The 26,382-nt window shown below is 70.1% G+C and carries 22 protein-coding genes and 4 pseudogenes; 20 read left to right on the forward strand and 6 right to left on the reverse strand.

The genetic code is table 11. The features are described 5' to 3' along the window. Nucleotides 1-308 precede the first annotated feature (308 nt). The 7 genes and pseudogenes from HEP81_RS09905 to HEP81_RS09935 all read left to right on the forward strand — a co-directional run bounded on the left by HEP81_RS09905 (nt 309) and on the right by HEP81_RS09935 (nt 7,790). Entirely contained in the window at nt 309-1,454 is a 1,146-nt protein-coding gene (locus tag HEP81_RS09905) for a C40 family peptidase (RefSeq protein WP_037655323.1), read from the forward strand. A gap of 98 nt (nt 1,455-1,552) precedes the next feature. Continuing rightward, nucleotides 1,553-1,861, forward strand: a complete 309-nt coding sequence (locus tag HEP81_RS09910) for a DUF6112 family protein (protein ID WP_037655321.1) — start codon at nt 1,553-1,555, stop codon at nt 1,859-1,861. Next, nucleotides 1,861-2,550: a hypothetical protein gene (locus HEP81_RS09915; RefSeq protein WP_037655319.1), complete on the forward strand. Its 690-nt coding sequence runs from the start codon at nt 1,861-1,863 to the stop codon at nt 2,548-2,550. Before HEP81_RS09910 ends, HEP81_RS09915 begins: the two co-directional genes overlap by 1 nt. 27 nt (nt 2,551-2,577) lie before the next feature. Then, the gene (locus HEP81_RS09920; RefSeq protein ID WP_037655317.1) at nt 2,578-3,972 is read left to right on the forward strand and encodes an SCO6881 family protein; all 1,395 of its coding nucleotides are present in this window, start codon (nt 2,578-2,580) and stop codon (nt 3,970-3,972) included. A 142-nt stretch (nt 3,973-4,114) separates the two neighbouring features. Then, a pseudogene (locus tag HEP81_RS09925) lies at nt 4,115-5,587 on the forward strand (SCO6880 family protein). A 34-nt stretch (nt 5,588-5,621) separates the two neighbouring features. Beyond that, complete coding sequence (locus HEP81_RS09930; RefSeq protein ID WP_037655314.1) at nt 5,622-6,077, forward strand: DUF6238 family protein; 456 nt, start codon at nt 5,622-5,624, stop codon at nt 6,075-6,077. Between the two features lie 27 nt (nt 6,078-6,104). Continuing rightward, on the forward strand, nt 6,105-7,790 hold the full coding sequence (locus HEP81_RS09935; protein WP_243279361.1) for a type IV secretory system conjugative DNA transfer family protein: 1,686 nt from the start codon (nt 6,105-6,107) through the stop codon (nt 7,788-7,790). A 939-nt stretch (nt 7,791-8,729) separates the two neighbouring features. Here HEP81_RS09935 and HEP81_RS42855 read toward each other — a convergent pair. The 3 genes and pseudogenes from HEP81_RS42855 to HEP81_RS42125 form a co-directional block, all read right to left on the reverse strand. Beyond that, nucleotides 8,730-9,848 (reverse strand): annotated as a pseudogene (locus HEP81_RS42855) (caspase family protein); the annotation flags it as partial. A 2-nt stretch (nt 9,849-9,850) separates the two neighbouring features. Beyond that, nucleotides 9,851-10,276: an effector-associated constant component EACC1 gene (locus HEP81_RS09945; protein WP_051850144.1), complete on the reverse strand. Its 426-nt coding sequence runs from the start codon at nt 10,274-10,276 to the stop codon at nt 9,851-9,853. Between the two features lie 411 nt (nt 10,277-10,687). Continuing rightward, nucleotides 10,688-10,822 (reverse strand): hypothetical protein, encoded by a 135-nt coding sequence (locus HEP81_RS42125; protein ID WP_274599482.1) that lies wholly within the window; start codon nt 10,820-10,822, stop codon nt 10,688-10,690. A gap of 700 nt (nt 10,823-11,522) precedes the next feature. On the opposite strand from HEP81_RS42125, the gene HEP81_RS41435 reads away from it, so the two are divergent. The 9 genes and pseudogenes from HEP81_RS41435 (at nt 11,523) to HEP81_RS09985 (ending at nt 19,246) form a co-directional block, all read left to right on the forward strand. After that, the gene (locus tag HEP81_RS41435; RefSeq protein WP_243279363.1) at nt 11,523-12,998 is read left to right on the forward strand and encodes a hypothetical protein; all 1,476 of its coding nucleotides are present in this window, start codon (nt 11,523-11,525) and stop codon (nt 12,996-12,998) included. Between the two features lie 105 nt (nt 12,999-13,103). Continuing rightward, complete coding sequence (locus HEP81_RS09960) at nt 13,104-14,906, forward strand: type IV secretory system conjugative DNA transfer family protein (protein WP_037655309.1); 1,803 nt, start codon at nt 13,104-13,106, stop codon at nt 14,904-14,906. Nucleotides 14,907-15,132: 226 nt separating this feature from the next. After that, a complete protein-coding gene (locus HEP81_RS09965) occupies nt 15,133-15,378 on the forward strand; it encodes a hypothetical protein (protein ID WP_037655308.1) in 246 nt (81 codons plus the stop codon). Then, on the forward strand, nt 15,375-16,541 hold the full coding sequence (locus tag HEP81_RS09970) for a DnaB-like helicase N-terminal domain-containing protein (RefSeq protein WP_037655306.1): 1,167 nt from the start codon (nt 15,375-15,377) through the stop codon (nt 16,539-16,541). Before HEP81_RS09965 ends, HEP81_RS09970 begins: the two co-directional genes overlap by 4 nt. 58 nt (nt 16,542-16,599) lie before the next feature. Beyond that, nucleotides 16,600-17,184 carry a hypothetical protein gene (locus tag HEP81_RS09975; RefSeq protein WP_037655303.1) on the forward strand — a complete coding sequence of 195 codons (585 nt, stop codon included), beginning with the start codon at nt 16,600-16,602 and terminating at the stop codon, nt 17,182-17,184. 1 nt (nt 17,185) lies between these two features. Further along, a pseudogene (locus HEP81_RS42130) lies at nt 17,186-17,368 on the forward strand (DNA cytosine methyltransferase); the annotation flags it as partial. 121 nt (nt 17,369-17,489) lie between these two features. Then, nucleotides 17,490-17,666 (forward strand): annotated as a pseudogene (locus HEP81_RS42640) (DNA cytosine methyltransferase); the annotation flags it as partial. Nucleotides 17,667-17,699: 33 nt separating this feature from the next. Next, the gene (locus HEP81_RS41440; RefSeq protein WP_243279364.1) at nt 17,700-18,128 is read left to right on the forward strand and encodes a winged helix-turn-helix transcriptional regulator; all 429 of its coding nucleotides are present in this window, start codon (nt 17,700-17,702) and stop codon (nt 18,126-18,128) included. A gap of 227 nt (nt 18,129-18,355) precedes the next feature. Next, nucleotides 18,356-19,246, forward strand: a complete 891-nt coding sequence (locus HEP81_RS09985; protein ID WP_421673952.1) for an SPDY domain-containing protein — start codon at nt 18,356-18,358, stop codon at nt 19,244-19,246. An 88-nt stretch (nt 19,247-19,334) separates the two neighbouring features. Here HEP81_RS09985 and HEP81_RS09990 read toward each other — a convergent pair whose 3' ends face one another. Both HEP81_RS09990 and HEP81_RS09995 read right to left on the reverse strand, forming a co-directional pair. Continuing rightward, on the reverse strand, nt 19,335-19,631 hold the full coding sequence (locus tag HEP81_RS09990) for a hypothetical protein (protein WP_190275975.1): 297 nt from the start codon (nt 19,629-19,631) through the stop codon (nt 19,335-19,337). Nucleotides 19,632-19,811: 180 nt separating this feature from the next. Further along, nucleotides 19,812-20,195 (reverse strand): hypothetical protein, encoded by a 384-nt coding sequence (locus HEP81_RS09995; protein ID WP_243279365.1) that lies wholly within the window; start codon nt 20,193-20,195, stop codon nt 19,812-19,814. Nucleotides 20,196-20,297: 102 nt separating this feature from the next. Between HEP81_RS09995 and HEP81_RS10000 the strand changes: the two genes are divergently transcribed. After that, nucleotides 20,298-20,639 carry an SPDY domain-containing protein gene (locus HEP81_RS10000; RefSeq protein WP_037655298.1) on the forward strand — a complete coding sequence of 114 codons (342 nt, stop codon included), beginning with the start codon at nt 20,298-20,300 and terminating at the stop codon, nt 20,637-20,639. A gap of 200 nt (nt 20,640-20,839) precedes the next feature. On the opposite strand, the gene HEP81_RS10005 is transcribed toward HEP81_RS10000, so the two are convergent. Beyond that, nucleotides 20,840-21,714, reverse strand: a protein-coding gene (locus tag HEP81_RS10005; RefSeq protein WP_207748323.1) for an IS5 family transposase whose coding sequence is annotated in 2 segments (ribosomal slippage) — nt 20,840-21,321 and nt 21,321-21,714 — 876 coding nt in all. Because the reading frame shifts where the segments join, the coding sequence is not laid out codon by codon here. Between the two features lie 269 nt (nt 21,715-21,983). On the opposite strand from HEP81_RS10005, the gene HEP81_RS10010 reads away from it, so the two are divergent. The 3 genes from HEP81_RS10010 (at nt 21,984) to HEP81_RS10020 (ending at nt 26,184) form a co-directional block, all read left to right on the forward strand. Then, the gene (locus HEP81_RS10010; RefSeq protein ID WP_037662459.1) at nt 21,984-22,313 is read left to right on the forward strand and encodes a hypothetical protein; all 330 of its coding nucleotides are present in this window, start codon (nt 21,984-21,986) and stop codon (nt 22,311-22,313) included. A 198-nt stretch (nt 22,314-22,511) separates the two neighbouring features. After that, nucleotides 22,512-24,704, forward strand: a complete 2,193-nt coding sequence (locus HEP81_RS10015) for an ATP-dependent nuclease (protein WP_157854596.1) — start codon at nt 22,512-22,514, stop codon at nt 24,702-24,704. Further along, a complete protein-coding gene (locus tag HEP81_RS10020; protein WP_078967691.1) occupies nt 24,697-26,184 on the forward strand; it encodes a UvrD-helicase domain-containing protein in 1,488 nt (495 codons plus the stop codon). The genes HEP81_RS10015 and HEP81_RS10020 overlap by 8 nt, the downstream gene beginning before the upstream one ends. Nucleotides 26,185-26,382 lie beyond the last annotated feature (198 nt).

Genomic DNA, 26,382 nt, shown 5'->3' on the forward strand with positions numbered 1-26,382 from the left:
AAGGCGCGTTGCCCCCGTTCCCGAAGCCCGTGAGGGGACCCGGTGCACCGCCTGAGATTACGAGCGCGGCTGGCTGCCGCGCATGGCCTGATTCCGGCGTCCGGGAGCTACCAACTCCCCTGACCCGGGCCCGCCCTGAGAGGCGGATTCACATCGGCGCGGTACCGACGGCTTTGCACGAGAAGTCGGCACCGCGCCTCCTACGAGCCGCGAGGAGCCGCTGCGATGCAGCACGCCCTGATACGCCCACGTCCTGACCCAACACCGTTGCCCGGCTGGGGTGTCCGCCCCGGCGAACGGCGGCGGCTATGAAGAAGACCACCGGAGCAGTCATCGGTCTCTTCGCCTCTGGTCCGCTTCTGCTGGCCGTTCCGATCCTCGCCATCGGGGCCGGGACTGCTTCGGCCTCCTGCTCGACCGGCGGCACACAGGCTGTGGATACCTCGGCCGTTGCCGCTCAGGTGAAGGCGATCCTGGGCGGCGGCGGCAAGGTCACGGTCTCCGTGCCGGGCCTGGAAGACCCGGCGGAGCAGATTCCCAACGCCAAGACCATCCAAGCCACCGGCATCGCGATGAACATCCCGGCCCGGGGCCAGATCGTGGCCCTGGCGACCGCCCTGCAGGAGAGTGGCCTGCGGAACCTGACCTACGGCGACCGCGATTCACTGGGCCTGTTCCAGCAGCGGCCGTCGCAGGGATGGGGCACCGCGAACGAGATCCTCGACCCGGTGCATGCCTCGACGATGTTCTACGAGGCTCTGGAGAAGGTCTCGGGCTGGCAGTCCCTGTCCGTCACCCAGGCCGCCCAGGCGGTGCAGAAGTCCGGCTTCCCCGAGGCCTATGCGAAGTGGGAGCCCCTGGCCACCGCCTTGCAGCAGGCGATCGAGCCGCTGTTGCCGAAGGCCGGCGGCACGGCTCCGAGCCCCTCGCCATCCGGCTCGGACAGCACGGCCAGTGCCGCGCCGAGTACCGGGGGCGGCTGTACGGCCGGCGGGGACGGCACCGACTTCGGAACCATCCCGCCCGGCGCGGTGCCGGCCGGATACAAGATTCCGGCTGACGCTCCCCCCAAGGTCCAGACGGCGATCCGCTGGGCGCTCGGCCAACTCGGCACTCCGTACCAGTGGGGCGGGAGCTGCACGGACTCCCACGGGAGCGACCCCATGGGCCGCTGCGACTGCTCCTCCCTGATGCAGCAGTCGTACAAGGCCGCCGGGGTCGCCCTCTCGCGGACGACGTACACGCAGGTCAAGGAAGGCAAGCCGGTATCGGTCGACGCTCTCCAGCCCGGTGACCTCGTCTTCACCGAGGGGACTGCCGAAGTCCCGGAACACGTCGGGATGGTCATCGGCCAGGGGTTGATCGTGAACGCCCCGCACACCGGCGACGTGGTCCGCCTCGCGACCCTCGCATCCTGGAAGCCGCAGATTCTCGCGGCCCGCCGAGTCGTCTGACCGGCGCTTCTCCCCCTCCCTCTTCCTGCTCCCCCTTCCTGCGCCGGCTTCGCCCATCGGGCTTTGACCTGCATTTAATCGAACTGGAGTTCACAACCATGTTTCTCGCTGACAAAGTCGTCCAGCTCGCCTACGACCCCGGGATCAAGCCGAACGGGGGCGGGCTGCCGGGCCTGGCGGTCCTCAAGCAGGTGATGGGCTCGATCAACCTCTTCGGGATCATCGTCGTGGTCGGCGCTCTCGCCGTCAGCGCGGGCGTGTGGGCCTGGGGCCACCACTCCGGCGGCCACCAGGCCGAGGCGAACGGCAAGAAGGGCGTGCTGGTCAGCGCCGGCGCGGCCCTCCTGCTGGGTGCCGCGAACGGTGTGGTGGCGTTCTTCAGCACGCTGGGGAGCCAGGTCCACTGATGTCTCCCCGTTCCACAAATCCCGGCGGCGCGTCTCGCGTGCGCCGCCGGGCGCTGCTCGGCACCGCTGTCCTGGTGGTGCTGGTCGCCCTCGCGGGCCTGGCCGCCCACCTCACCCGCGACGGCATGGCCTCATCCAAGGTTCCTACGGCGCATGCGAGTTCGGCTTCGCCGTCCTCCCCGACCGCTCCTGCTTCTGCTTCGTCACCTCCGCACGACGGCCGCGGGGACCTGCCCGTTCCCCCGTCCACGCACGACCCGATCGCCTTCGGTAAGGCGGCAGCCGCGGCGCTGTGGTCGTACGACACCCGCGCCTACTCCCAGCGCGAGCTGCTGGCTGCCCTGCGCGGGTGGCTGACCAGCGAGAGGAAGTACGCCGACACCGCGTCGGTCGACGCGCTCGTCCCCTCGCGCGTGCTGTGGAAGGAGATGGCCGCCAACGGCCAGTTCGCCACCGCCAAGGTGAACGAGGCGCGCTTCCCCGACTCGTTCACCCAGGCCCTCCAGGCGGACCCCGGGGCGATCACCACCGCGTACGTCTACGCCGTGACGGTTTCCGGCAAGCAGTCGATCGCCTGGAACGGCTCGCCGCACGGCGGCACCGAGAACCGCGTCACCACCCTCGCGGTCCAGTGCCGCCCCTCCCGTCCCTGCGCCTTGGCCGGTGTCCTGTCGGCCATCGCGCCCTGACCCCCGCCCCAGAAAGGGGGTATCACCATGGGAGTCTGCGACTTTCCGCTGATGGACAAGGTCTGCGGCGCCGTCGACTTCGCCACCAACCCCGCCGGGACCGTCACCGACGGCATCGGGGCGTGGATCGCGAAGTCAGCTGGTGAGCTGGCCGCCAGCGCGGCCGATCTCGCCGCCAAGGCCGTCAACGAGACCACCGCCATCGATCTCAACGCCGGTTGGTTCCGGGACAACTACGAGCTGCTGTTGCCCATCGGCCTCGCCCTGACCGTCGGCACGTTCTGCATCCAGTTGATGCTCGCGGCCTGGCGACGGGACGAACGCGCCCTCGCTCGAGCAGCGATCGGCACGATGACCGGCGTCCTCTTCTCATTCTGCGCCGTCGCCTTCACCTCCGTGGCCATCACGGTGGTCGACGCCCTGTCCGACGGACTGTTCCAAGCAGCCAACAGCTCAGTGGACGACGCGATACGGCGCGTCACCGAGGTCAACGAGTTGGGCGCGATGTACGGCCTCGGCTGGGGCGTCCCAGCCCTGGTCGCCCTCGGCTGCGCGATCGGCGCGTTCCTGTACTGGGGCGTGATGGTCGCCCGCAAGGTCGGCGTCCTGATCATGGTCGCCCTCGCGGTCTTCGCCGGATCCGGCGGCGGCTGGGAGGTCGCCAAACGCTGGCGGAAGGGCTGGATCGAAGCCACCGCCACCCTCGTCGTTTCGAAACTGCTGATGACCGTGGTCTTCCTGATCGGCGTCTCGGCCATGGGCAAGGCCGACGCCAAGGACGGAATGGCCGCCCTGTCCGACGCGGTGGCCGGCATCGTCGTGATGGTCCTGGTCCTGCTCTGCCCGTACGCCACCTACAAGTTCGTCCACTGGGCGAGTGACGGCGGCGGACACGACGACCTGCACCGTACCGGCGTCGCCGGCATGGCGGTCGCCGCAGGCGCCGCAAAGACCGCGGCCAGCCTCGCGATGCAGGCCGGCGCCGGCACTCCCGCTCCGCAGGGGCCGAGCAAGGTCCCCGGCGCGGGCAGCGACGGTGTCGCCTCCGGCATCAACCCCACCGGCGGCAACCTGAGCAAGGAGGGCATCGACGCCGGGCCCCCGAAGTCGCAGACCCGCTTCCGGTACGGCGAGGACCCGAACGCCTCCGGCGACAAGGGCCGCGCCCTGATCCAGCGCCCCGGCATCCCCGCGCTGATCACACGGCCTGCCGACAGCGAAGCAGGAGGCTCGGAGGGGAACACTCATCCCGCCACGCAGCCCGCTGGCGCGTCGATTCCCGGCAGCAGCCTGACCCGCGCAGGTGCCGCGCCGCCCGCTGGTCCCACCGCACCGCCGCCGCCCTCGACCGGTCCTTCGGCGACAGGCTCCCCGACTCCGACGAACTGGGTCTACCCCCACCAGCCGCCGTCCGGGTCCTGACCCAACACCACCCAGGGGGCGGGCTCCGTCCCTCCAGCCCGCCCCCTATCCCCGACCACCCGAGTCGGAGTCCTGCCATGACCTCCAGAAAAGCGCCACGCCATCCGTCTTTTCCCGCCCGCTCCCACTGTCTGGAACCGCCTTGTCTGACAACCCCCAGGCCGAAGTCACCACGGCCACAGTGAAGTTCCCACACCGCAGCAGGCGCGGCATCCTGCTCGGCCTGACCGCCCCGCAGTTGATCGTCGTGAGCCTCACCGGCCTGCTCCTGCTCGCCGTGATCCTCGCTCGTGGCGTGGTCGGCGCTCTCGAACTCATCCCGCTGTGGGCCGGCATCGCCCTGCTCGTCTTCGTACGCTACCGAGGCCGGGCCCTGGCCGACTGGGCTCCGATCGTCACCCGGTACGCGCTGCGCCGGATGCGGGGCCAGTTGATCTGGCTGTGCCGACCATCCCGCCGCCCGGTCCGCGAAGGACTCCTTCACCTGCCCGGGACCGCCGCCAGCCTGCGCGTGGTCAGCGCACCCGACCGCCGGTACGGCGCCGTCCACGACCCCCACACCGGCACGCTGACCGCCGTCGTCAAGGTGTCCTCCCGCGCCTACGCGCTGCTCGACCCGGGCACCCAGAACGCCAACGTCAACGGCTGGGGCCGTGCGCTGGCCGCACTGGCCCGCACCGGTCAGGTCGCCCGGATCCAGGTGATCGAGCGCACCGTGCCGGACTCGGGCGACGCCCTTCGCCGGTACTGGGAAGAGCACGGCCAACCCGATGCCCCGGTGGCCGGCCAGGTTTACAGCGAGCTGATCCAGAGCGCCGGCCCGGCCGCGGCTCCACACGAGGCGTACGTGGCCATCTCGCTGGACGCCAAGGCCGCCAGGCGCCTGATCAACCAGGCCGGAGGCGGTCTGACCGGATCCTTCAGCGTCCTGGCGCAGTTGGCCTCGACCTTCGACTAGGCGGCGCGCACCGCCGGGCTCAACCCCACCGGCTGGCTCACCGCCCACGAGATCGCGGCAGTCGTACGAACGGCATACGACCCCAAGGCACTTGCCCCACTGGACCGTTGGTCCTCCTCCTGGCGCCCCGAGGCCGACCCCGCCGCCGCCGGCCCCGTCGTGGTCGTCGAGAAGTCGGACCACATCGCGACCGACTCCGCCGTCCACTCGACGTACTGGGTGGAGAACTGGCCCCGCACAGAGACGTCGGCTGGCTTCCTACACCAGCTGCTGTTCACCGCCGGGGTGCGGCGGACCCTGTCGCTGTCGTACGAGCCGAAGGGGCTGGACGCCGCCCTGCGCGATGTCCAGCGCAAGAAGGCCAGCGTGATCGCGGACGCCGCCGAGCGGGCGCGGCGCGGCCAGGTCGACTCCGAAGCGGACTCCATCGAGTACCAGGACATCAAGTCCCGGGAGCGTCAGCTCATCGCGGGCCACGCGGACGTCGCCCTCACCGGCCTGCTGACCGTCTCGGCCGACTCCGAGGAGGAGCTTCGTTCCGCCTGCGCGGTCGTGGAGACCGCGGCGGTCGGCGCCCAGCTCGACCTCAGGCCGCTCACCTGGCAGCAGGCAGAAGCGTTCACCGCCGCCGCCATGCCACTCGCCCTCGCCGCCTGATGCCAGCCCTCCCTCCTTCCGAAAGAGCACCCCCATGTCCCGCACCGCCAGCCCGACCGCGCCTCAGGACTTCGTGCCCTTCGCCACCGCCGCGCTCGACTTCCACCACGCGCTCAACGTGCCAGGCGGTCCCCTCGTCACCACCCGCGCCGAGCTGGACGCCCTGCACGCCCACCTCGTCTCGCTGCACGGCCTGCTCGATGCCCACGCCACCCGCACAGGCCAGCTCGTGCCGATCGAGGGCGACCAGCTCAGCACCGCCCGCACCCGGATCTGGCAGGCCGCCGACCACGTCCACGCCGCCTACCACGCGGCCCCCCGACCTGACTCCGGCGAGGTCCGCGGCCGGGAAGCGTGCCAGGCCGGCCTGCCAGAAGGCGCGCCGGAGCTGACCATCTGCCAGCGCCACCAGCGCACCGCGCACCTGGTCCGACGCCGCACCACCCCGGCCGACCTCCACGCTCCGTTCACCGGCCTCGTCCGTCACTGACTCTGCCTCCCGTCTGGAGAATCGTTCATGCCCCGCACCCGCGCCAGCGCCTCCCACCTGTTCGTCCGCCGCAAGGCATCGCGCGCCGAGCAGCGCGCCGCCCGCACCGGTTTCGCCGAGGCGCGGCGCCAGGCCCGCCTCGCCGGAGCCCCGCCCAAGCACCGCGACGAGGAGACCCTCGACCCGGAGCTGCGTCCGACCTACCCGCCGTCCGGACGCACCGGCCCCTCCTCGGCACGCGGCGGCAAGCTCAGCCTGCCCGCCCACCGGATGACCACCGCCACCGTGTCCGGCGCCTATCCCTTCCTCGCCGAGGGCGGCCTGGGCGCGGAGGGCATCTTCATCGGCCGCGACGTCCACGCGGAAGCTGCGTTCTGCTACGACCCGTTCTCGCTGTACAGCAGCGGCCGGATCGAGGGCTTCACCAACCCCAACGCGGTCCTGGCCGGGATCATCGGCATGGGCAAGTCCGCGCTGGCCAAGTCCATCGCCACCCGGGCAATCGCCCACGGTTACCGGGTCTACGTGCCCTGCGATCCCAAGGGCGAGTGGACGGCCGTCGCTCAGGCTCTCGGCGGCTACAGCATCGCGCTGGGGCCGGGGCTCCCGGGCAGGCTGAACCCCCTGGATGCCCCGGCCCGGCCCGCCTCGGTGAGCGAGGACGACTGGTCGACCGAGGTCCGCAAGCGCCGTCTCCTGCTTCTGGCCGGCCTCGCGCGCACCGTGCTGAAGCGCGATCTCCAGCCGATGGAACACACGGCCCTCGATCTCGCGCTGGACCTGGTCGTCACCGAAGCCGAGGCAGGCGGCACCGTGCCCCTGCTCGGCGAGATCGCGCACACGCTCGGCTCGCCCGAGCTCCTCGACCGGGCCCTCGGCGACCAGGCCGGGCGTATGGGGGCCGCAGCGCAGGACCTCGCGCATGCCCTGCGCCGTCTGGTCCACGGCGACTTGAGCGGCATGTTCGACGCGCCCTCGACCGTGGCCTTCGACCCGACCACCCCGATACTGTCCATCGACCTCTCCCGCCTGGGCGGCTCGGGCGACGACACCGCGCTGGTCCTGGCGATGACCTGCGCCAGCGCCTGGATGGAGTCCGCGCTCGCCGATCCGGACGGTGGCCGACGCTGGGTGATCTACGACGAGGCATGGCGCGTGATGAGGCACGTCGGCCTGTTGGAGCGCATGCAGAGCCAGTGGAAGCTCAGCCGAGGGCTCGGCATCGCCAACCTGATGATCATCCACCGCCTCAGCGATCTGCTGAGCGCGGGCGACGCCGGCTCACGCGGCCGTGTCCTGGCCGAGGGCCTACTCGCCGACTGCTCCACCCGCATCATCTACCGCCAGGAGCCCGACCAGCTCGCCGCCGCCGCGTCGCTGCTCGGCCTGACCGGTATCGAAACCCAGGCCGTGTCCGCCCTGACCAAGGGCCGAGGCCTGTGGAAAGTCGCAGGTCGGAGCTTCATCACCCAGCACATCCTGCATCCGGCCGAGCGCGAACTGTTCGACACGGACGCCCGGATGCATGCCAAAGCGCCGAGTTCACCGCAACTGACGATTCCTCAATTTCCAGGCTGCGCAAGGAGGCGCGGCAGTGAGCCTCCGTGGGGTCACGGGTTCCCTGTTCGGTGCGGTCGAGGACGCCACCCCGCCCCAGCGCCGCCCAACGACCGGCCCGGCTGCGAGTCCGGACAGCGGCATACCGGCAACTGACGGGTACGACCGCCTCGCCGCAGCCCGGACCGAGGAGTTCACCGACCTGTTCCGCGAGGCCATCACCGAGGAGTCGGCGCGGTGGCCCGCCTGCATCAGATGCTCGAAACCGCCTCCGAGTGGTGTCGCACCCACGGTGCCCGAAGCAGCGCGTCCGAGCTGGACGCCATCGCCTCCCGGCTGACCGACCTCGGCGAGGAGTTGCATCTCGTCGCGGAGAACGTCGACCACGAGATCCGCTTTCGGTCGCACCAAGCGGCAGCAGGGGTCCGCTTCTCGCCAGCGGCGTCGGCCCGGGGAACTTCCCCCGGCCAGCAGAGCGACGCTCCGGCTCCGGTCCCGCCATCCGTCACGCGCTCGCTGCCGCATTCGCGGTGAGGCACCCGTACAGAAACGAGTAACGCCATGCCTACTTCTCCCGACTCCTCCGCCACCCCTGACCGCCGGCCGCAAGATGCCGACGAGCGGGCGGCATGGCGGGCGCGTGTCCAGGCCCTGGCCTCCGCCGCCGACGGCATCAGGCACGAGATCCGGTACGGCGGCGGCGAACAGCCGCCGCGCCCGGCGCCGTCGTCCCGCGGCGCCCGACCAGTGGGCCAGTCGCGAGCGGCTGAGAAGGGCGTGCCGATCATCGGGGCCCAGGGCCCAGGACACGTCCGGCACCAGGTCCGTGAGCAGGCGCACGGCACGCTTGCTCCCACCGGCCCGGCCCGTCCACTGCGCCAGGTTCATACGCCCGGTGAAGGTCTCGCGGTCTTCCGCGCCCAGGACGCGGGACAGATCGGGTATGAGTTCACCGGTCAGCCGCGCCGCCGCGGCCGGGTCACTGGCCTCCCCGGTCCAACGAGCCAGCCGGCCTCGGCCGATGAGGGTCTCGCGGTCGTCGGGGCCCAGGACGCGCACAAGGTCGGTAAGGACGGAGGTGGTCAGGCTCAGCGCCTCATGATGTCTGCCTGACTCGCCCATCCAGTAGGCGAGTTGACTCTGGCCCACGAGCGTGGCTCGGTGGTGCGGTCCGAGCACGCGCGTCATGTCACTGACTGCCGCGGTGGACAGTCTGAGCGCCTCGTCGGTGTCCCCCTCACGCCCGGTCCAGTAGGCGAGGTTGATCCGCCCGACGAGGGTGGCCGGATCGTCCGGCCCCAGCGTCCGGGTGAGATCGGGCACCACTTCATTCAGCAGACGCATGGCCTCGCCGGTCTGGCCTTCCTCACCAAGGCGGCGGCCGAGGTCCCAGCGGGCCAGCAGCCCTTCCCGGGTGCCGGGAGGTCCGCCCACGTCGGCGTCGCTGACCGGTCCGCGTCTGGCACGTGGGCGGGGCCGAGTCAGGATCAGGAACTCCGCGGTGTCCGTTCCGCATTGCTGGGGCTCCGGCAGACCCTTGGCCGGCAGCACCCGCTTGAGGTGCCGAAACAATGCGCCCAGCGTGACCTCGGCCGAGGACGTAGTGGGGATGCCGTCTCGCAGGGTGAGCAACAGTTCGCCCGTGAACGCGGTGTGCCGTTCGCCGTCCTGGAACCGGGCGGGCTCATTGGCGGCTGCCGACGTCAACGTATAGGTACCCGTGATCTCCATCTGGTCGATGAGCGGCTCGTACGTTCCGGACAGTCCACCTGTGATGGCACGCCCGGAGAAACAGCAGTCGAGGATGAGCACTCGGTTGCGCGCCGGGGTGGCCAGAAATGCCTCGCGGATTCCCTGGAACGGGAAGGCCGTGAACGACGGTGCCTCGCTGACGGACTTGGACAGCCCGAGATACAACTCGCGCCGCTCGTGGCCGATCAGGCCGTGCCCCGCGTAGTAGACGAGAAAGACGTCCTCGGCCTGGCGGGCAGCCTCCAGCAGCGGCAGTCCGAGATCCCTCGGCGTGGCAGCATCGATAACAGTGCGAGTGGATTCCGTGGAGAAGGCTCCTGGCCGGCCTTCGGTAAGCAGTCGCTGAAGGTCACGGACGTTGTTGCGTACGGCCGGGACACCGGGCAGCAGGGCATCCTCGGTGTACTCCGCTGTACCGACCAGAACAGCGCGTGAACGAGCTGGGTCGGGTGGGCGCATCATGCTCAGCCCTCCGCTTCGGACGCCTCACCGAGAGCGGGGGCGGCTCCACCGGAGACAGCCTCCCTGCCCGTATCCGTGTCCGAATGCAGCGCCGTGCGCAGCAGTTTCTCGACCGCGTCAAGATTCTTCGCGTACTGGACCGTCAGTTCCGTACGTGTTCCGTCGGGGGCGACCACTTTGACCCGTACTGTGCTGCGGCGCGGCTGGCGCACGTAGACCGCGACCGCCCTGGCCAGTGCCGTCAGTGCACCTCCGGTGCCGACCGCCACGATGAGGGTGTCGCTCCAGGCGCCCAGTTCGCCCGCATCGGGTGCGGACGGCGGAACCTGCACCCGTCCACGCAACAGTGCCTCGTCGCTGAGCCAATCTCTGAGATCCGCAAGGGAGTCGGGCCCTTCGGGGCCGTCCACCGCCAGCAGGGATCGCATGGCAAACCGCCTATCCACCGCACGCCTTTCCTCATCGGGCCCGCAGATGGGCGGCCCCCCTGTGCTCTTCCTCACATTAGTGTGCCACTTCGGAAATCGTGGGAGAGCCGAAAGAACGCGCTACGCCACCCGGAACTCCTCCACCTCCTCCGTATCTGACCCGCTCCGCCTTCGGCTGCGCTGCGTGCTGGACTTCGCCCACCCTGGACTGGTCGCCCTGCCTCTTCGGGCCAGGTGGCGTACGAGTGAGGAGATCCATCGAGCAGCTGTGGAGTCACCCCGAGTACTGGGTGGCCGTTTCAAAGAGCGTCATCATCGTAGGGAGTCTGTCGGCTCGCTCATGAGGGACAACGCTCCACGGGAACACACTCTGAAAGTACCGGGGATTGCCGGCTGGCGCCTGGTGGCTGCTCATCGGCAGCTGACGTCTGCGGCGTACTCGGCGCCGAAGCCTTGGCTTTCGCGGGTCCAGTTGTCTCCAGTGCTCTGGTGGAACCCGAGCAGTCGGCTCATGACGACGGCGGTCAGCTCCGAGGCGATGTCCATCAGCGACGCGTGGCGCGCGAGCTGAGGCGGGACGCCGATCGCCTTCAGGCGCCTGCCGAGGGTGTGTGGGTCGATCGGCTGTCCAGGGTAGATGCTGTGGAACAGCCACTTGGGTTCCTCTAGCGGGACGGTGGCCGCGCGACCGTCGCGGCGCTCGGCGAGCTGGCGGATCAGGTCGTCCAGGGGCGCGGGGATCTCGACGGGGACTCGCCCGAGCTTGAGAGCGAGCGTGTCGCCACGGTCGGCGATGTGCTCGGTGGTGAGGCGGCTGATGCGGCCGACGGGCTGGGCGAACAGGCACCTGGCACTGCGCGATCCGCAACACCACCGGCCAGGAACTCGATGACGACGACTGGTTCGAGCTGACGCACGAGATCCTCGACGTCACCGGCATCGGGCCGGACGACGACCCGGCGGCCTGCCGGTGGGCGGCCCTGCGTCACACCAGCGACGGGACTCGACATCGTCGCCACCGTCATCCGCCAGGACGGCCGCTGGGCCCGGCTGCACAACGACGCGTACTTCGCGCGCTCCGCCTGCTCGGACTACGCCTACTACCAGGGCCTCGACGAGCCGCGGTGACCTCAGGCATCTATCACCCATCTCCGGCCGGGCCAAATCGCGGATTTCGCGGATCTTCTCTCCCCGACGGCCCGGCCACCCGGGCTCCCGTTCACCACTCCCCTTCGAGGTAGACGCCGTGATCGCCCACCTGCAGCGCGCCAGCCACACCGCCAGCCTGCTTGAGTATCTGTACGGGCCGGGCGAGCGCGGCAACCACACCAACCCCCGCCTGATCGCGGGGGACGGCCACGGCGCCCCGATCGAGATGCCCGCCCAGCCCGACGCGCTGGCGTACCTGGCCCACGCCCTGGACGCACCCGTCGAGCGCCTCGGGGCCCGAGCGCCCGAGCGGCCGGTGTGGGTCTGCTCGGTCCGCTCCGATCCCCGGCACCCCGCCCTGGCCGACTCGCAGTGGGCCGAGGTGGCCCGCCGGGTGGTGGCGGCCACCGGCATCGCCCCGGAGGGCGATCCGGACGCCTGCCGGTGGATCGCCGTGCGCAACCAGGCCCGCCTGGTGCACGTCGTGGCCACCCTCGCCCGCGAGGACGGCGGCGTCCACCACGCCTACCGCGACGCCTTCCACCTGCAGACCGAGTGCCACCGCATCGCCACCGAACTCGGCCACGTGCCCCCGGCCCCACGCCCAACGCCCCGCGCCCAGGAGACCCACGTGCCTGCCCCCAACATCACCATCAACATCGAGCCCAGCGGCAGCGTCTCGGCGAAAGGCGCCAGCGACGACCTGTCCGCCACGCTCCTCAAGCACGCCGGTTTCCAGCAGATCGAGGACTGGTACGGCCGACGCCACCGCCTGGCGACCACCACGCCGCAGGCTCAGCGCCACGCCATCGCCTCCCACGCAGCCGAGATGCTCCGCGCCGCCCGGTTCAGCGTCGACCTGGACCCCGACCTCGTCACGAGCCGGTTGACCACCCCGGCCCACCCGCTCGGGCTCTACACCGCCGGAGCCGAAGTCCTGCGGCTGACTGACCAGATCAGGGCCGCCGAGAACGGTGCCGGCCTTGAGCAGGCGGTCGATCACCTCCTTCATCCCGAGCACGGCGTCCTGGAACGCCTCCGGGAAGCGCTGGAGACGGCAGGCGAACAGATCACCGACCTCGACGACGAGGCGTATGCGCTCGCCGACCGGTTCGGCTTCGCTGCGGAGTTCGTCAGCGCAGCGCAGTCCGAACTCATCGGAGCGGGACACGAATTGCACCGTATCGGCTACTCGCAGCAGGACCGCGCCGAGGCTCAGACGCAGTCCCCCGCCACGCCCGACGCCCGAAACGCGGCTCTCGCCACGTCGCCTGCAGCGGACAAGGCCAAGGCGTCTTCGGCACTCGGAACTCCGTCTCCGGGAGACGGTACAGCCGCACCCCCGCCGCAAGTACCTGCCCTACGGACCAGGGAACTACGCAGGGACGTTCTCGGCGACGACGCGGTCGCGGATACCCAACCGTCCGCCGTCCAGAACCCGGAAGCGGACCGGCAGCAAGCCGCCCGCCTCTTCTCCCCGCACGCCGCCATCCAGGGGACCGCGCCCTCCGCTGGCGCGACGTCCGAACCGCCTGCCAGCACCCCACCGCCCCGGTCACCGCGCACCCGATGATCTCGACCACCGACCCCTTCCCGGAGCAGGAGCTGCCCCGATGACCAGCAGAAGAGCGCCGCGCGCCCCGGCCCGCCTCGTCCGCTCTCCCTCCTTGGATCCGCCATGCCCACCCCGCGTACCAGCGCGCCCTCGACCACCACCGGCTCCGACGCGCTCCTCTACCTCCTGTTCGGCGTCCTCGGCGCCCCCATCGCCTTCGGCTCCCTGGCCTGGCTGACCGGCAACCTCACCAACGCTCTCGTCGGCACCGGCCCCTGGGCGCCGTTCAAGGCCGCCGACGCCCTGCTGCACCCCGACGTGCTGTGGCCACACCTGAGCTCCACCGCCCTGCTGGTCGGCGCGCGACTCGTCCCCGGCCTGCTCTCCGTCTGCCTCACCGTCACCGGCCTGGTTCTGTGGCTGCGGCTGCGCGGCGGCCCGAAGAACGGCCTCGCCCGCAAGCAAGATCTCGCCCCACTGATGGACAAGGAGATCACCGCAAAGGCGAAGAGCCTGCGGCCGAGTCTGTCCGATCTCAAACAGAAAGAGGTCACTCCCGCCGACCGCGGGATCCTCCTCGGCACGCACTCCCCGGGCCGAGGCGAGGTCCGCGCCTCCTGGGAGGACGTGATCGTCGCGATCATGGCCCCGCGCTCCGGCAAGACGTCCGGGCTGGCGATCCCCGCGATCCTCGCCGCTCCCGGCCCGGTGCTGCTGACCTCGAACAAGGCGGCGAACGACGCCTTCACTGCGACAGTGGACGCCCGCGCCAAGGTCGGCACGATCTGGACGCTCGACCCGCAGCAGATCGCACACCACCCGCGCGAGATGTGGTGGGACATCCTGGCCGACGCCCGCGACCTGGCCGGGGCGAAACGTTTGGCCGGGCACTTCGTCGCCGCCAGCGTCGACGAATCCAGCGGCTCCGACTTCTGGTCCACCGCCGCAAGCAACACGCTGGGCGCGCTGTTCCTGGCCGCCGCCAGCCATCGGCGCCCGATCACCGATGTCCTGGCCTGGCTCGCCTCCCCCGCTGACCGCACTCCGGTGGACCTGCTCACCGACGCCGGCCACGACGCGGTCGCCGCCCAGCTCCAGGGCACCGTCAGCGGAGCCACGGAAACCCGTGACGGCATCTACGAGACCGCGCGGCAGTACGCGAGCTGCCTGCTCGCCCCGGACGTCGCCGCCTGGGTCACCCCCGACAAGCACCTTCCCGAGTTCAAGCCCTACGCGTTCGCCACCTCCCGCGACACGTTGTACCTGCTCAGCAAGGACGGCGGCGGCTCGGCATCCGCGATCATCGCCGCGGTGGCCGACGCGGTGATGCGCGCGGCCGTGGTCGTCGCCGAGCGCTCCGGCGGGCGGCTCGACCCGCCCGCCCTGTGCGTCCTCGACGAGGCCGCCAACGTCTGCAAGATCTCCGATCTCCCGGACCTCTACAGCCACCTGGGCTCACGGGGCGTGATCCCGATGACGATCCTGCAGTCCTACCGACAGGGCCAGCGGTGCTGGGGCGAGGCCGGCATGGACGCACTCTGGTCCGCCGCCACGATCAAGATCATCGGAAGTGGCATCGACGACGCCGACTTCGCCGACCGTCTGAGCAGGCAGGTCGGTGACCACGACGTGCAGACGACGTCGGTGTCGACCAGCGACGGCGGCAAGTCCACCTCGGTGAGCATGCGCACCGAGCGGATCCTGCCCCCCGACGCGATCCGCGCGCTCCCCAAGGGGAAGGCGCTGTTGCTCGCCACTGGTATCCGGGTGGCGATGCTCGACCTGCGGCCCTGGTACAAGGAGCCCGCCGCCAAGGTGGTCGGTCCGGCCTCGGCCCGCGCGACGAAGGCCATCACGGAGCGGGCCATCGCCAAGTCACTGGGCCGCGACGATTCGGGCTGTCGGCATGAGCGCTTCAACGCGTAACTGCACCTCAGTCGCCGGCCTCTGGACCAGGCACCGATCGACCGGGTCACCGCCCACGAGTGGTCCGGACGTCAGGGCGACATCTTCGACGCGCCCGCGGACGCCGAACTGGAGAACGGCGATCCGGACGGCTGCTCGCCCTGGTCCTGCCCCTCCGGCACCCCCGTCCAGGCCGACGTCGACCTCACGGCCTGCCCCTCCCCTCTACCTGCTCAGGAGCCCCCTCGTGTCCTCGCGCACTCCGTCCCCTCCTCCGACGCATTCCGAACGTCTCGGCCGGTCACCGGTCGTCCGACGCGGTGGCCAGTGGTGGCTGGTCACCGGTTCCGGCCCGATCCTCGCCACCGATCCGACGTTCACCGGCGAGCTGGACCGCTTCGCCGACGCGATGACCGCCGCCTACCAGGCCGTCGCCGATCTCCGCTCCCAGCAGGACAACCCGCCGACTCCCCACCCCGGGTGGCGACGATGAACCCGCTACTGAGTGCCGAGCAGGCGTTGCTCGGCTCGGTGCTGCTCGACCCCGGCCAGCTCGCGCACCTGGACTGGCTCGCGCCTGATCACTTCTACCGGCCCATCCACCAGGCGCTGTTCGCCGCCATGCGCAAGCTCCGGACCAAGAACCATCCGGCCGTGGCGACCGGAGAACGCGTGCCGCTGTCCTGGGTGACGGACGCCGTCGCCGAGGCCAGCAACCATGTCCGAGGGCTGACCGCCGTGTATCCCCACACCCTGATCTCGGCCTGCCCGCGACCCGACCACGCCCCGGTGTACGGCCGGATGGTGCTGGAGGGAGCGATCCACCGCAGCGTGACCGCGCACGCGATCCGCCTCCACCAGGCAGCCCGCGCCGACGCCCTCCATGGTGAGGTGGAAGGAGCGCTGCACCATGCGGACGTCCTGGCCGGGGTGCTCGAAGACCTCGCGCGCCGCTGGGGGTCCGAACCGCGCCCGGCCGCCCCGACGACGCCGCCGCCCACAGCTCCCGTCGCGCCGCCGTCGGTACGAGCGGAACAGGTCGCCGAGGACGAGCAGATCCTGCTGGCGGTCTTGGTCGAGCGGCCGAAGGCGATGGACGAAGTCGTCGGCTGGCTGCGACCCGGCGACTTCGCCGACCCCGCCCACGCCCAGCTCTACCGCTGCCTGGGAGCGCTGCACCACCGCGGCGAACCCATCGACCGGATAACCGTGCTGTGGGAAGCCCAGCGGCGCGGTCTGCTCGCCGACGGCACGCTGACCACCGAACAGCTCACCGCCATCTACGACGGCGTCGGCCCCGGCAGCACCGAATGGCTCGGCGAGCAGATCATGCGTTCCTCCGTCGCCCGTACGGCCGCCGCCTCCGCCCGCGCCATCCGCGCCCTGGCCGAGAACGAGACCCTGGCCCCTGGACGGCTCATCAGCCACGCCCTGCACGCGCTCGGGCCGCTCGACAACGTGCGTGCCCGCTGGCAAGCCGCGAACGGCCACCCCGCTCCGGCGCCGCCCGCGCCACCGACAGAGGGACCCCCGACCGCGCAGGTCCACGCCGCGCTCGCCCGCAGCATGGCGCGACCGGCCGCACGGCCCTCGGAATGCCCAGGCCCTCCCTCCACGTCATCAGCCGCACGACCGCCCTCGCGCGCCCACGGCTGAGCCGTCCTCACTCGCCCACCAACCCCGCCCATCCGACCGTCCCCCCTTGGAACGCCCCGTGGACAACACCCCACTCTCCGACGCCCTGGCCCTGCGCGCCACGGCGTCCGCCTTCGACGCCCAGCGCGGCAAGCTGCCGGTGCCGGGAGACCCCCACCGCTCACCCGACGTCGTCGCCGTCGCCCGCCAGATCTCCGAGCTCGGAAAGCTGGTCACCGCTCTGGGCGACGAGGTCCTCTTCCGCGCCGCTGACCAGGACCAGGCGCCCCACACCGCTCGCCTGATCACCAGCTTCGCCGCCGCCGTCGAGCCCGCCGGCGAAGCGGCTTCCGCCCTGGGAGCGGTGGCCCACCAGCTCGCCTTCCTGAACCAGACCGAAAGTCTGCGCGACCAGCCCGACGCCAGGGATGCCCGGGAGGCAGCAATACGGGTGGTGGAGGAAGCACTCGCCACCGCCGGCACGGCCCTGCACGACGGGGCCAACTCCCTGTACGCCGCATCGCCAACGATCTCTCCCCCGGCCGCGCGGCTCCAGGCCGCCCGCAGCCGGTCCGCGACCACGGCGCATTCTCCCGGGCCCCCGCCGCCCAACGTCACCACGGCGGTGGCGGCCCCCTCGGACCGAATCGCACGTGGCCGGTGACATGGAACCCACCACCTTGCGAACGCCGTTGATCGGCTCGCTCTGCTCGGGTTACGGCGGTCTGGACCTCGGGGTCCAGGCCGCGCTCGGCGGCACTCTGGCCTGGCACGCCGAGATCAACCCCGACGCCGCGCGCATCCTGGCCCGGCACTGGCCCGGCGTGCCCAATCTGGGAGACATCACGGCCGTCAACTGGGCCTATGTGCCTCGGGTGTGTGTCCTGACGGCCGGTTTCCCTTGTCAAAGACGTCTCCGTCGCCGGCCGCCGGGCCGGACTCAACCCCCACACCCGCTCGGGGCTGTGGCTGCACGTCGCCCGTGCGGTCGAAGCCCTCCGCCCCTGCTTGGTGGTGATCGAGAATGTCCGAGGTCTCCTCTCCTCGCCCGCCGGTTCCCCTGGCGACGTGGAATTCTGCCCGTGGTGTCTGGGAGACGACCCAACCCAGCCTCCTGTGCGGGCACTTGGTGCCGTACTCGGCTCCCTGGCCGATCTCCGGTACGACGCGAGGTGGCTCGTGCTTCGTGCCTCCGACGTCGGAGCCCGGCTGCACCTCCGCCACTCGACCGCCGTGATCCAGGCCCTCGACGCGGGCGGGCCCATGCGGTTCGTCCACATCGCCGAACAGGCAGGACTGGACAAGAGCTTCACCCGCCAGCGCCTGATCCGGCTTCAGCTCGACGGCCTGGTCACCCGCACCGGACCGCGCCACGGCGATCCGTACGTCCTGACCGCCGCCGGAGGGGCGCTGGGTCCGGTCTACGCAGCCGTCGAGCACTGCAGCACCCCCGTCGCTGCACCACGTCCCGCCCCTGTCCGGGTCGCGGCGGCCACGCGCACCCACACGGGCATCCCGCCCGGGTCGGACGGCATCCGGACCACAGCCGCCCTGCGCCGCAGCACCGCCACGCCGAACTCCCTGGTCAGTCATGCCCCGCAGCCATAACCGCGGGTGCCGGTGGCCTGGCCGCTCAGTCGGCCTCCTCCCGGGGCCGGTGATCCGGATGGCACTGAGAGCCAGCCGCTTCACGCCGCTGCCACGGCGCCCCCGTGCAGTCCAGCCGTTCGTTCCTCTGCGCACGCGGGCGCGTTCCCCTCCTACACCTCGGAGTCTCGACCGTGAACACCCAGCCCTACGACCAGCATCCCTATCAAGAGGTACTGGTCAGCCCCATGTACCTGGCCGGCTCCAACGGGACCGGGGACGCTGGCTTCGCCCCTGTCAGTCACTGGCCGCACCACTATCTCGACGAGGGCCCCTGCCAGCTCCTCGTCACCTCGCCCGACCAGCGAATACGGATCGGCTGGTTCGGCGACGACTTCGAACTGTGGAAGATCACCGCCGCCAAGGACGCCGTCTCCGCACCCCGCTGGACGGCAACCTTCAACCACGTCACCCCTGCCGAGATCGTCGCCGGGCTCACCAGCACTCTGGCCCGCGACTACGCCGAAGCCGACGCCACCGAAGGCAACGCGCGCTTCTTGACGAACCCGTCATTGTACTGGGCTGATGCCGTCCGGCCGCTGACCAATGCCGGCTGGACCCGCGACGGGGCGGCCGAGCGCGGCACTGTCGAGATCACCGCCCCCGACGGACAAGCAGGCGTTCTGATCGACAACCGCCTCTCTGACTGGGACGACGAAACCGTCAGGCTGTGGGCCGGCCCTCCGGGTTGGGGCACGCGCGCGGAAGCGGTCTTCACAGCCCGCACCCCGACCCACCTGATCGCCGCGACCGCAGCCGCCATGTCGGACTCAGCCCCGGCAATTCGTGAGCGGCACCAGATCAACCGCAAGGTGGAGCACCTGGTCACGCTGGCCCCGGTCGGCCAAGCCGCCGATCCTCAGATCTCTCGTACTCCGACCCCACTTGACGTGCGCCGCACCGCTGTCGCCCAGGCCGTCCGCCGCGCCGCGCGCGCCCCGCAGACGGCAGCCGCCCTCCGCGTGGTGGCCGCTCGCAGTCGCACCGCGACTTCGGCACAGAATCTGTCGGGCAACCTCGCACACGCAGCCGCGGCCAGGCCGCCGGCCAGCCCGTCGGCCCCACGGCACAGCCTCTGACTACCGCCCCCCCAGCCCCTCCGAGACGTCGCCTCTGACCGAAGCAGCACCTCCGAATACCGGGAGTTCCGCCATGCCCGACGCCACCTCACTCGATCAGGCCACAGCCGTGATCGAGAAAGCCTGGGCCGCCCCCATCGACGCGCTGGAAACCCTCGCGGTCCGCCGCCCCGTCGAGGACCCGCTCCTCCGCTCGGCGATGCATATCCGATCGAGCCTCGTCGTCTCGAACAACGCGGTCGCCGTCCACCAGGAGCGTCTGCACGCCCTCACCCGGCCCGATCATGTGCCGGCCTTCCACGACCTGGAGCGGATCACCAGCTCGGTGGTGGACCTGCGCGTCGCGCAGGCCGAGAGCCGCACAGCCCTGCAGGCGATCAGCCACGTGATCGAGGCCCGCGAAGCCGCCGTGGCCACGGACCGGGCACCGTCGCTCAGCCTGGCCCAGGCCGCTGTCGCCCGCTCCGCGCACGCGCCGCGTGCGCTGGGCCAACCGCCGGACCAGCCCGCCCCGTCGGCCGCTGTCCGCCCCACGGTGGCCACGACCGGCCCGGACGGTAACCGGTCAGCGGGAGTCTTCGTCGCGATGGGCCGCGCCGAACCGGGAGTCCATCGCGCGGGCCAGCTCCACCAACGTCAGCTCGACGCGCCGCCCGTCCGCGATCCGACGCTCCACCACGACTTCCCTGCCACGCTGCCTCCCGGCCTGGATGCCCACGGCCCACTGCCCGTTGGCCACCATCGCTATGTCGCCCACTGTCCACGGCCGCCCGGCGCCACGGATCTTGCGCTCCAGCCCGGCACCGTCCCAGTGTCTGCTCGACTCCGCCACGGCCTGCCCCTTCTGCTCTGTACGGCCCTGCGCCGCAACCCGGTTACGACAACCGGCCGCGCCGATCCATTCCCCGGCCCGCCGACCTCCGCCCTCCTCGACGGCCAGTTCGCCCACGGCAGACCTCACCTTCCCGGAAACGACTACGTACTTCGGCACACCGCATGTCAACGTACGAACCTCGGGAAAACCCGCAGGTCAACGAAGGGACGCCCACTCGTGAACGCTTCCAGCACCCTCCTGCCAGCCGTCGTCCGCCCCGCCGTGGAGGAACGCGCCTGGCTCTCCAGCGACCACTGCGCGAGCCCGGTACTCGAACTGCTCGGCGGGCTCGGCTGGGCGATAGTCGACACCCCGGAGGCCAACGTGCACTGCACCAGCCCGGACGGCCGCGTCTACGTCGGCTGGCTCCCCGAGGACACCACCGCCTGGAAGCGCGGCATCGTCTGGCAGGTCCGGGTCCACCCCTCCGACGCCGAGCCCTGGATCCAGGAGTTCGGCCCCGACACCCCCTCCGAGGCCGTGGCCGGATTCCTCGCCGCGCTCATCGCAAGCCGCTGAACCACCCAGCAGCCGGCCTTGCGCGACCAACTCTGCCTCAACACCCCTGACGCTCTATCACCACACCGCTTCACCCTCGATCCCGGAGGCTCCCCGTTGCCCCAGCACCTGACCGTCGGCCACCTGCTCCGCCAACTTCAGAACCTCGACCCCGACCTGCCGATCCGCCTGGCCGTTAGGGCGTGTTGTGAAAGTGCTGGTCAAAGCCACTCGTTGATGGCTGCGACCAGCACTGTCGCTTCGTAGCGGACGGCGAGTTTGTCGTACCGAGTGGCGACGGCCCGGTGGCGTTTGAGCCGGTTGATCCCGCACTCGACCGCGTGCCGCTGCCTGTAGTCGTCCTTGTCGAACGCCGGTGGACGCCCGCCGCGCGAGCCGCGCTTGAGGCGGTTGCGGACGCGGTCCGCAGGGACTGGGATGGTGGCTTTGATGCCGCGTCTGCGCAGGTAGGAGCGGTTGCTGCGGGAGTCGTACGCCTTGTCGGCCCGCACCCGGTCCGGCCTCTTGCGCGGCCTGCCGAGTCCCAGCCTCGGAACCCGGATGGCTTCCAGGACCGCTTCGAACTGCGGGGAATCGCCCCGCTGTCCAGCCGTGATCACGACGGACAAGGGCTTCTGCCCCTGCTCGACCGCGAGGTGGATTTTGCTGGTCAGCCCGCCGCGGGATCGTCCGAGACCGTGGTCGGCCGGCTCGACGAAGATCCCGCCGGGCGGTTCCTTCTGGAGATCCCCCTTTTCACCGCGCCGGCAGCGTGCTGGTGAGCCCGGCAGACGGTGGAGTCGACGTTCACGTCCCAGGTGACCAGGCCCTCCGCATCGGCCTCGGCCTGGAGCTGGGTGAGGATCCTCGCCCAGGTGCCGTCCCGCTGCCAGCGCCGGAACAGGTCATAAACCCGGTCCCACGGCCCGTAGCGTTCGGGCACGTCACGCCATGGGGCACCGGTCCGGGTCCGCCACCGTATGCCGTCTATCAGCTGCCGCCGCGTCCACACCTGCGGACGACCCGGCTTGATGCCTTGCGGCAGCAACGGCTCAAGCCGGGCCCACTGGCCGTTCGTCAGATCCCCACGTCCCACGAAAGGTGATCATCAACGAACAAGATCCACTTTCGCAACAGACCCTAACCCCGACTGGCCCTTTGCCCACTACCTCGGCACCGACGTCGTCGTGGGCAACGGCATGGCGTTCATCGCCGAGGACGGCCAAGAGGGCTACCTCCCGGCATCGGTCCGCAACGCCCTCGCCTGGGCCTGACCCGCCGTACGGACCTGTCCAGGAGGCCCCGATCTCACCGCGCCCCCACCCTTCCACCGCCTACCCGCTGCACACCCTCGCCGTGCGGCCCATGCCGCCGGGAGTGCTCGGCGCACTGGTCCAGCGCGTCTCAGCCCTCCCGGAGGGACCGCTCGACGTCTCCTGGCTCCCGGCGGGCACCACCGAACTCCCGCTCGGCCGTATCCGCCTGCACTGGGAGCCCGCCTCCCGCGCAGGCTGGGACGTCACCGCCCACCTCGGCCTGGCCACCACCGAGGCCCTCCTCGGCTCCTGGCCCGCCGCCCCCGACGACTGGCCGCGCCTGGTCCGCCCCACCCTCCACGAGGTGACCGGCCTGTGCGCCGCCCTCGCGGTCGCCACCTTCGCCTTGGACCTCTCCAACCACCTCGCCGAGGTCTGACCGCAACCGCAGAAGGTCGGGGAGCCCGAGAGGATCTCGCCCTCGGGCTCCCCCGTCTTGCGACTCTTGTCGTTCTGGTCACCTGACGGTCGGTTTCGCCCGGGCCCACATCCAGACTGCAAGTGAGCACAAACAGCCGGGAGTTGTCACTGTCGGGGGCGATGATGACTACTGACGTACTTCTTGTCCATGGGGGGCATGGTGCACCTGAGTCGTATCGCGGTGAGCGGGTTTCGGGCGAGCATGGAGGGCGAGCTGGTCTGCCACTTGCCCGGCCGTTTCAGCGTGCTGATCGGAGCCAACGGCGCCGGAAAGACGACGCTCACGGATGCGCTCTACCTCGCTCATCCCAGTTCCCGCTTCCCGGTCCTACCGAGGTACGGATCTGCCACGCTCGCGCTCAAAGGCTCTAACCGCACCATCGATGTGGCGTACAAGCTGGCCGACAGTCTCGCCGAGGAAGGCCGCCTCGGACGTCAGCTGCACGGGGTCGGCCATCAACGGCTCGGCGAAGTCGCCCAGAAATGGGGTGTCACGCTGAGCCGCAGGCTCGGCAGTGTCGCCACGAAGATCGAGGCGGCGCACGGCAGGTCTCTAGACTTGGACCCGTACAAACTCATCTACCTGCCAGCCTGGCGCCATCCGCTGGACGAGCTGGCCCGCCGAGAGACACGGATCCTGGTGGAGCTGCTCCGTGCCGAACAGCAGCGCCAGAGCGGCACCCGGAACCTGGTGGGTCTCCGGGCGCGGGCCTCCCAACTGCTGGAGGAGCTGGCCAAGGAAAACATCATTGATGCTGTCGAGGCGCGGATTCGCGGCTACCTGACAGATCTGTCGGCTGGGGTGAATCTTCAGTGGCCGTACATACGAGGCCAGGTCATCGACGACACCTACCTCGCCCGCGTCTTGGAGCTCATGCTCGCCGTGATGGAAGGACGCGCCTTCGCCCGGCCTCTCGAAGTGTCCGGCCTGGGATACGTGAACCTGTTGCACATAGCTGTGACCCTGGCGGCGATACCTGACTCCACCGAGCTTCCGCAGGACGCTGCCCGGCCTCACTCGGATGTCGCTGATCGGCCGCCCCTCACGGTAGAGGACGAGATCCAGCAGGCGGTCCGGAACCTCGAACAGGCCCAGGCCGACGCCGAGTCGGAGGAGGATTCCTTCTTCGGTACGAAGCCCTTCCACGCAACGGTCGTCATCGAGGAGCCCGAGGCGCACCTCCATCCGCAGTTGCAGCACGCCCTTGTCCGGTACTTGCGCAGGACGGTCAAGCAACGGCCGGAACTGCAGGTCATCCTCTCCAGCCACGCGACGGACGTCATCACGTCCTGTGCCCCGGAGGAACTCGTCGTCGTGCGCCGGACGGCGCAAGGAAGGGTGTGCCGCACCGTCGCCGACGTCGTGCCGGCCGAGCACCGTGACATCACCCTGCGGAAGACCCGGCTCCATCTGGATGCGAGCCGGTCCGCCGCTCTCTTCGCGGATCGCCTCGTCCTCGTCGAGGGTGTCACCGACGCCGCTGTCCTCCGGGAGTTCGGCAGGACCTGGGCCGGTCGGGACACGCTCAAACACGCTTTCATCGACGCACTCAGCATCGTGCACATGGGATGGAAAGTCGGACAGTGGCCGGCGCATCTCCTGGCGACCCGGGGAAGCGAACTATGCACCAAGCTGGCGGTCCTCGTCGACAGCGACCTGCCCTTCGAGAGCGAGGAGCGCAAGAAACCCGGATGGCTCTCCGAACACGACCCCTCGGTCGTCGACGCCTTCGTCAGCCACCCGACCCTGGAACCGTCCATCACCAAGGGCAACGAGCGCTTGATCGCCGCAGCTCTGCGCGAGGTCGGCCTGGACGAGGAAAACGTGACGGCCCGCACCATGTACGAGCTGTTTCGCAGCTCGAAGAAGGGCACGAAGGAGGAGCCCGCGAACAAGGCCGGCCGAGGCTCCAGCAAGAAGGGCGAGTTCGCGCTGGCCTTCGCCTCTCTGCTTGCGGAGGCCAACGAGGCGGACTCTGAGGAAGTGCCCGACCCACCAACAGTCCCCGAGCACATGCGGCAGCTCTTCGACTTCCTGTACCCGTCCGATCCGGCAGCAGATGGCGCCGCGGCGGACGGCAGCGACCCTCTTGAGGCTCTCGACGAACCGGACTGGTTCATGAGGGCCAGCGAACGGGACACAGACGACGTCCCGACTGCCGACGTCGAGGGCCTTTTCTGGCCGGACGAGTTGGAGAGCCCGGAGTGGGCCGACGAGACGACGTACGAACCCGATCCCGACGGACCAGAGGCAGAGGATCTGCCCTGGGAAAGTCTCCAACTTCAGCGTCGCAAACCAGGCGCCTGGCCCACGGCCGCCGTACAGCAGACGACGGGCGACCATGAGTAACTATGGGCCCGGCACCCGCATTCTCACACCCGAACAGGTCCTTGCCGCAGCGAGCCCGCACCGCCTTCTCTACGTAGAGGCTTTTCCTGGTTCGGGGAAGACGACCGTGTCGAACCAGCGTTTCGGCCTGCACCGCTACGCACGTACAACCGATCACCGGGCGGTCGTGGCGGTCAGTTTCACCCGCTCGGCCACCGAGGAGATACGCAGCCGCGTGTCCCGGAAGTGGGGCCCATCGGCCCTGGCTTGGCCTCACCGCATCGTCACGCTCGACACGATCCTGAACGATCTCCTCGCCCACCTCCTGCGCTTCGGGATCCTCCAGTGGCCCGGCGGCCACCAGGAACTCGAGGTGCTGGACACATGGCGTTCCCATCTGCCCACCACTTACACCCTTGACAAGCCGGTCCTCACTCTGAATGGCACGCGTATCGTCACCGACTCCGTACGGCAAGCGAGACGGGAGAGCTTCGTGAAACCGGACTGCTTCGCCTCGGCCGTTGGTGCAGGGCGGTGTACGCACGACAACGTGCGCGAAGTGCTGCAGGTTGCTCTTCGTATCGAGGGCGTCCGCGCCTGCGTGATGGCCTACTTCGCCACGACGATCCGATCCCTGCTCGTCGACGAGGTCTATGACGCAAACGACTTGGACCTAGGGGTCATCCACCTTGCGGCAGACGCGGGCCTCGTCATCACCCTGGTAGGAGACCCGTGGCAGGCTCTCTACGGCTTTCGCGGTGCACGCCCAGAGAACGTCCCCCGCCTCCTGAACCGACTGGGCTTCCAGCGCAGTGAACTCCAGACCTCGTTCCGCTGGCGTGGCAGCGCAGCTCAGACATTGTTGGCACGCCAGCTGCGCGGCAAGGAGAGGGTAGTCCTTCCCGAAGGGGAGGCACGCGACGTCGATGTCGTCCTCGCACGGCAGTGGAGACTTTTGTGGGATGCCGACCCTCATATCCTTCCTCTGGCCGTCAGGACCAAGACAGGCCAGTTCCAGGAAGCCGTCTGCACCCTGCTCCTGAACGAACTCGCCCAGAGCACCTTCGGCCGGCCGGGCATCGACCTCGTCGATGCCCGGACCAGCCTGGGCATCATGGAGAGCGACACTCTCGCACAGCTGCGTCCGCATCTGCGTAATGCCCTTGAGCGCCTGGCAGGTCAGGGCAATCTCAGCGGAATCTGGACCGACTTGGCATCCACAATGGTCGCTATGACGCCCGTCGTGCCGTCGGAAGGCCAGAAACGGACACCCCGGGCCGCCCTCGCCAAGCTGCGCGCGAGGCTCGAGGTCGCCCGTGAGGGGCTGGTCCCCGGCATGACCTGCCACCAGGCGAAGGGGCGGGAGTGGAACCGGGTCGGGGTGAGGCTGGAGGAGATCGACGAGGCCGCGCTCCTGAGAGGTCTCAACCCCACCAACGAAGCCCACCGCGCGCTCTACGTCGCGCTCACCAGGGCACGGCACCTCAGTCTCGCGGTATAAGAGGTCTTGACAAGGACGTTGGACGTGTTCGTGGGTAATGAGGCAGGTCGCGAGATCGGTGGAGGCTTCACGGACGTCGTCGAGTCGTTCTTCTCTGTCTCTCGGCCTGAAGTTGGGCACGGGCACCGACGTGTGCCAGCTGCGCCTCGTACTTGTGGGCCCAGCCGCCGCGATACTCCATCCGCAGTCGGTCGGCCG

The sequence above is a fragment of the Streptomyces griseofuscus genome (assembly GCF_014673495.1).
In the GTDB taxonomy this organism is placed as follows: domain Bacteria; phylum Actinomycetota; class Actinomycetes; order Streptomycetales; family Streptomycetaceae; genus Streptomyces; species Streptomyces murinus.

Coding starts and splice junctions, on each gene's coding strand:
- HEP81_RS09935 (WP_243279361.1), top strand. CDS start 6,105: ATGCCCCGCACCCGCGCCAGCGCCTCCCACCTGTTCGTCCGCCGCAAG.
- HEP81_RS09930 (WP_037655314.1), top strand. CDS start 5,622: ATGTCCCGCACCGCCAGCCCGACCGCGCCTCAGGACTTCGTGCCCTTC.
- HEP81_RS10020 (WP_078967691.1), top strand. CDS start 24,697: ATGAGTAACTATGGGCCCGGCACCCGCATTCTCACACCCGAACAGGTC.
- HEP81_RS09985 (WP_421673952.1), top strand. CDS start 18,356: ATGTACCTGGCCGGCTCCAACGGGACCGGGGACGCTGGCTTCGCCCCT.
- HEP81_RS09910 (WP_037655321.1), top strand. CDS start 1,553: ATGTTTCTCGCTGACAAAGTCGTCCAGCTCGCCTACGACCCCGGGATC.
- HEP81_RS09920 (WP_037655317.1), top strand. CDS start 2,578: ATGGGAGTCTGCGACTTTCCGCTGATGGACAAGGTCTGCGGCGCCGTC.
- HEP81_RS10015 (WP_157854596.1), top strand. CDS start 22,512: ATGGTGCACCTGAGTCGTATCGCGGTGAGCGGGTTTCGGGCGAGCATG.
- HEP81_RS10010 (WP_037662459.1), top strand. CDS start 21,984: ATGCCGCCGGGAGTGCTCGGCGCACTGGTCCAGCGCGTCTCAGCCCTC.
- HEP81_RS09915 (WP_037655319.1), top strand. CDS start 1,861: ATGTCTCCCCGTTCCACAAATCCCGGCGGCGCGTCTCGCGTGCGCCGC.
- HEP81_RS09960 (WP_037655309.1), top strand. CDS start 13,104: ATGCCCACCCCGCGTACCAGCGCGCCCTCGACCACCACCGGCTCCGAC.
- HEP81_RS09905 (WP_037655323.1), top strand. CDS start 309: ATGAAGAAGACCACCGGAGCAGTCATCGGTCTCTTCGCCTCTGGTCCG.
- HEP81_RS09945 (WP_051850144.1), bottom strand. CDS start 10,276: ATGCGATCCCTGCTGGCGGTGGACGGCCCCGAAGGGCCCGACTCCCTT.
- HEP81_RS09970 (WP_037655306.1), top strand. CDS start 15,375: ATGAACCCGCTACTGAGTGCCGAGCAGGCGTTGCTCGGCTCGGTGCTG.
- HEP81_RS42125 (WP_274599482.1), bottom strand. CDS start 10,822: ATGGACATCGCCTCGGAGCTGACCGCCGTCGTCATGAGCCGACTGCTC.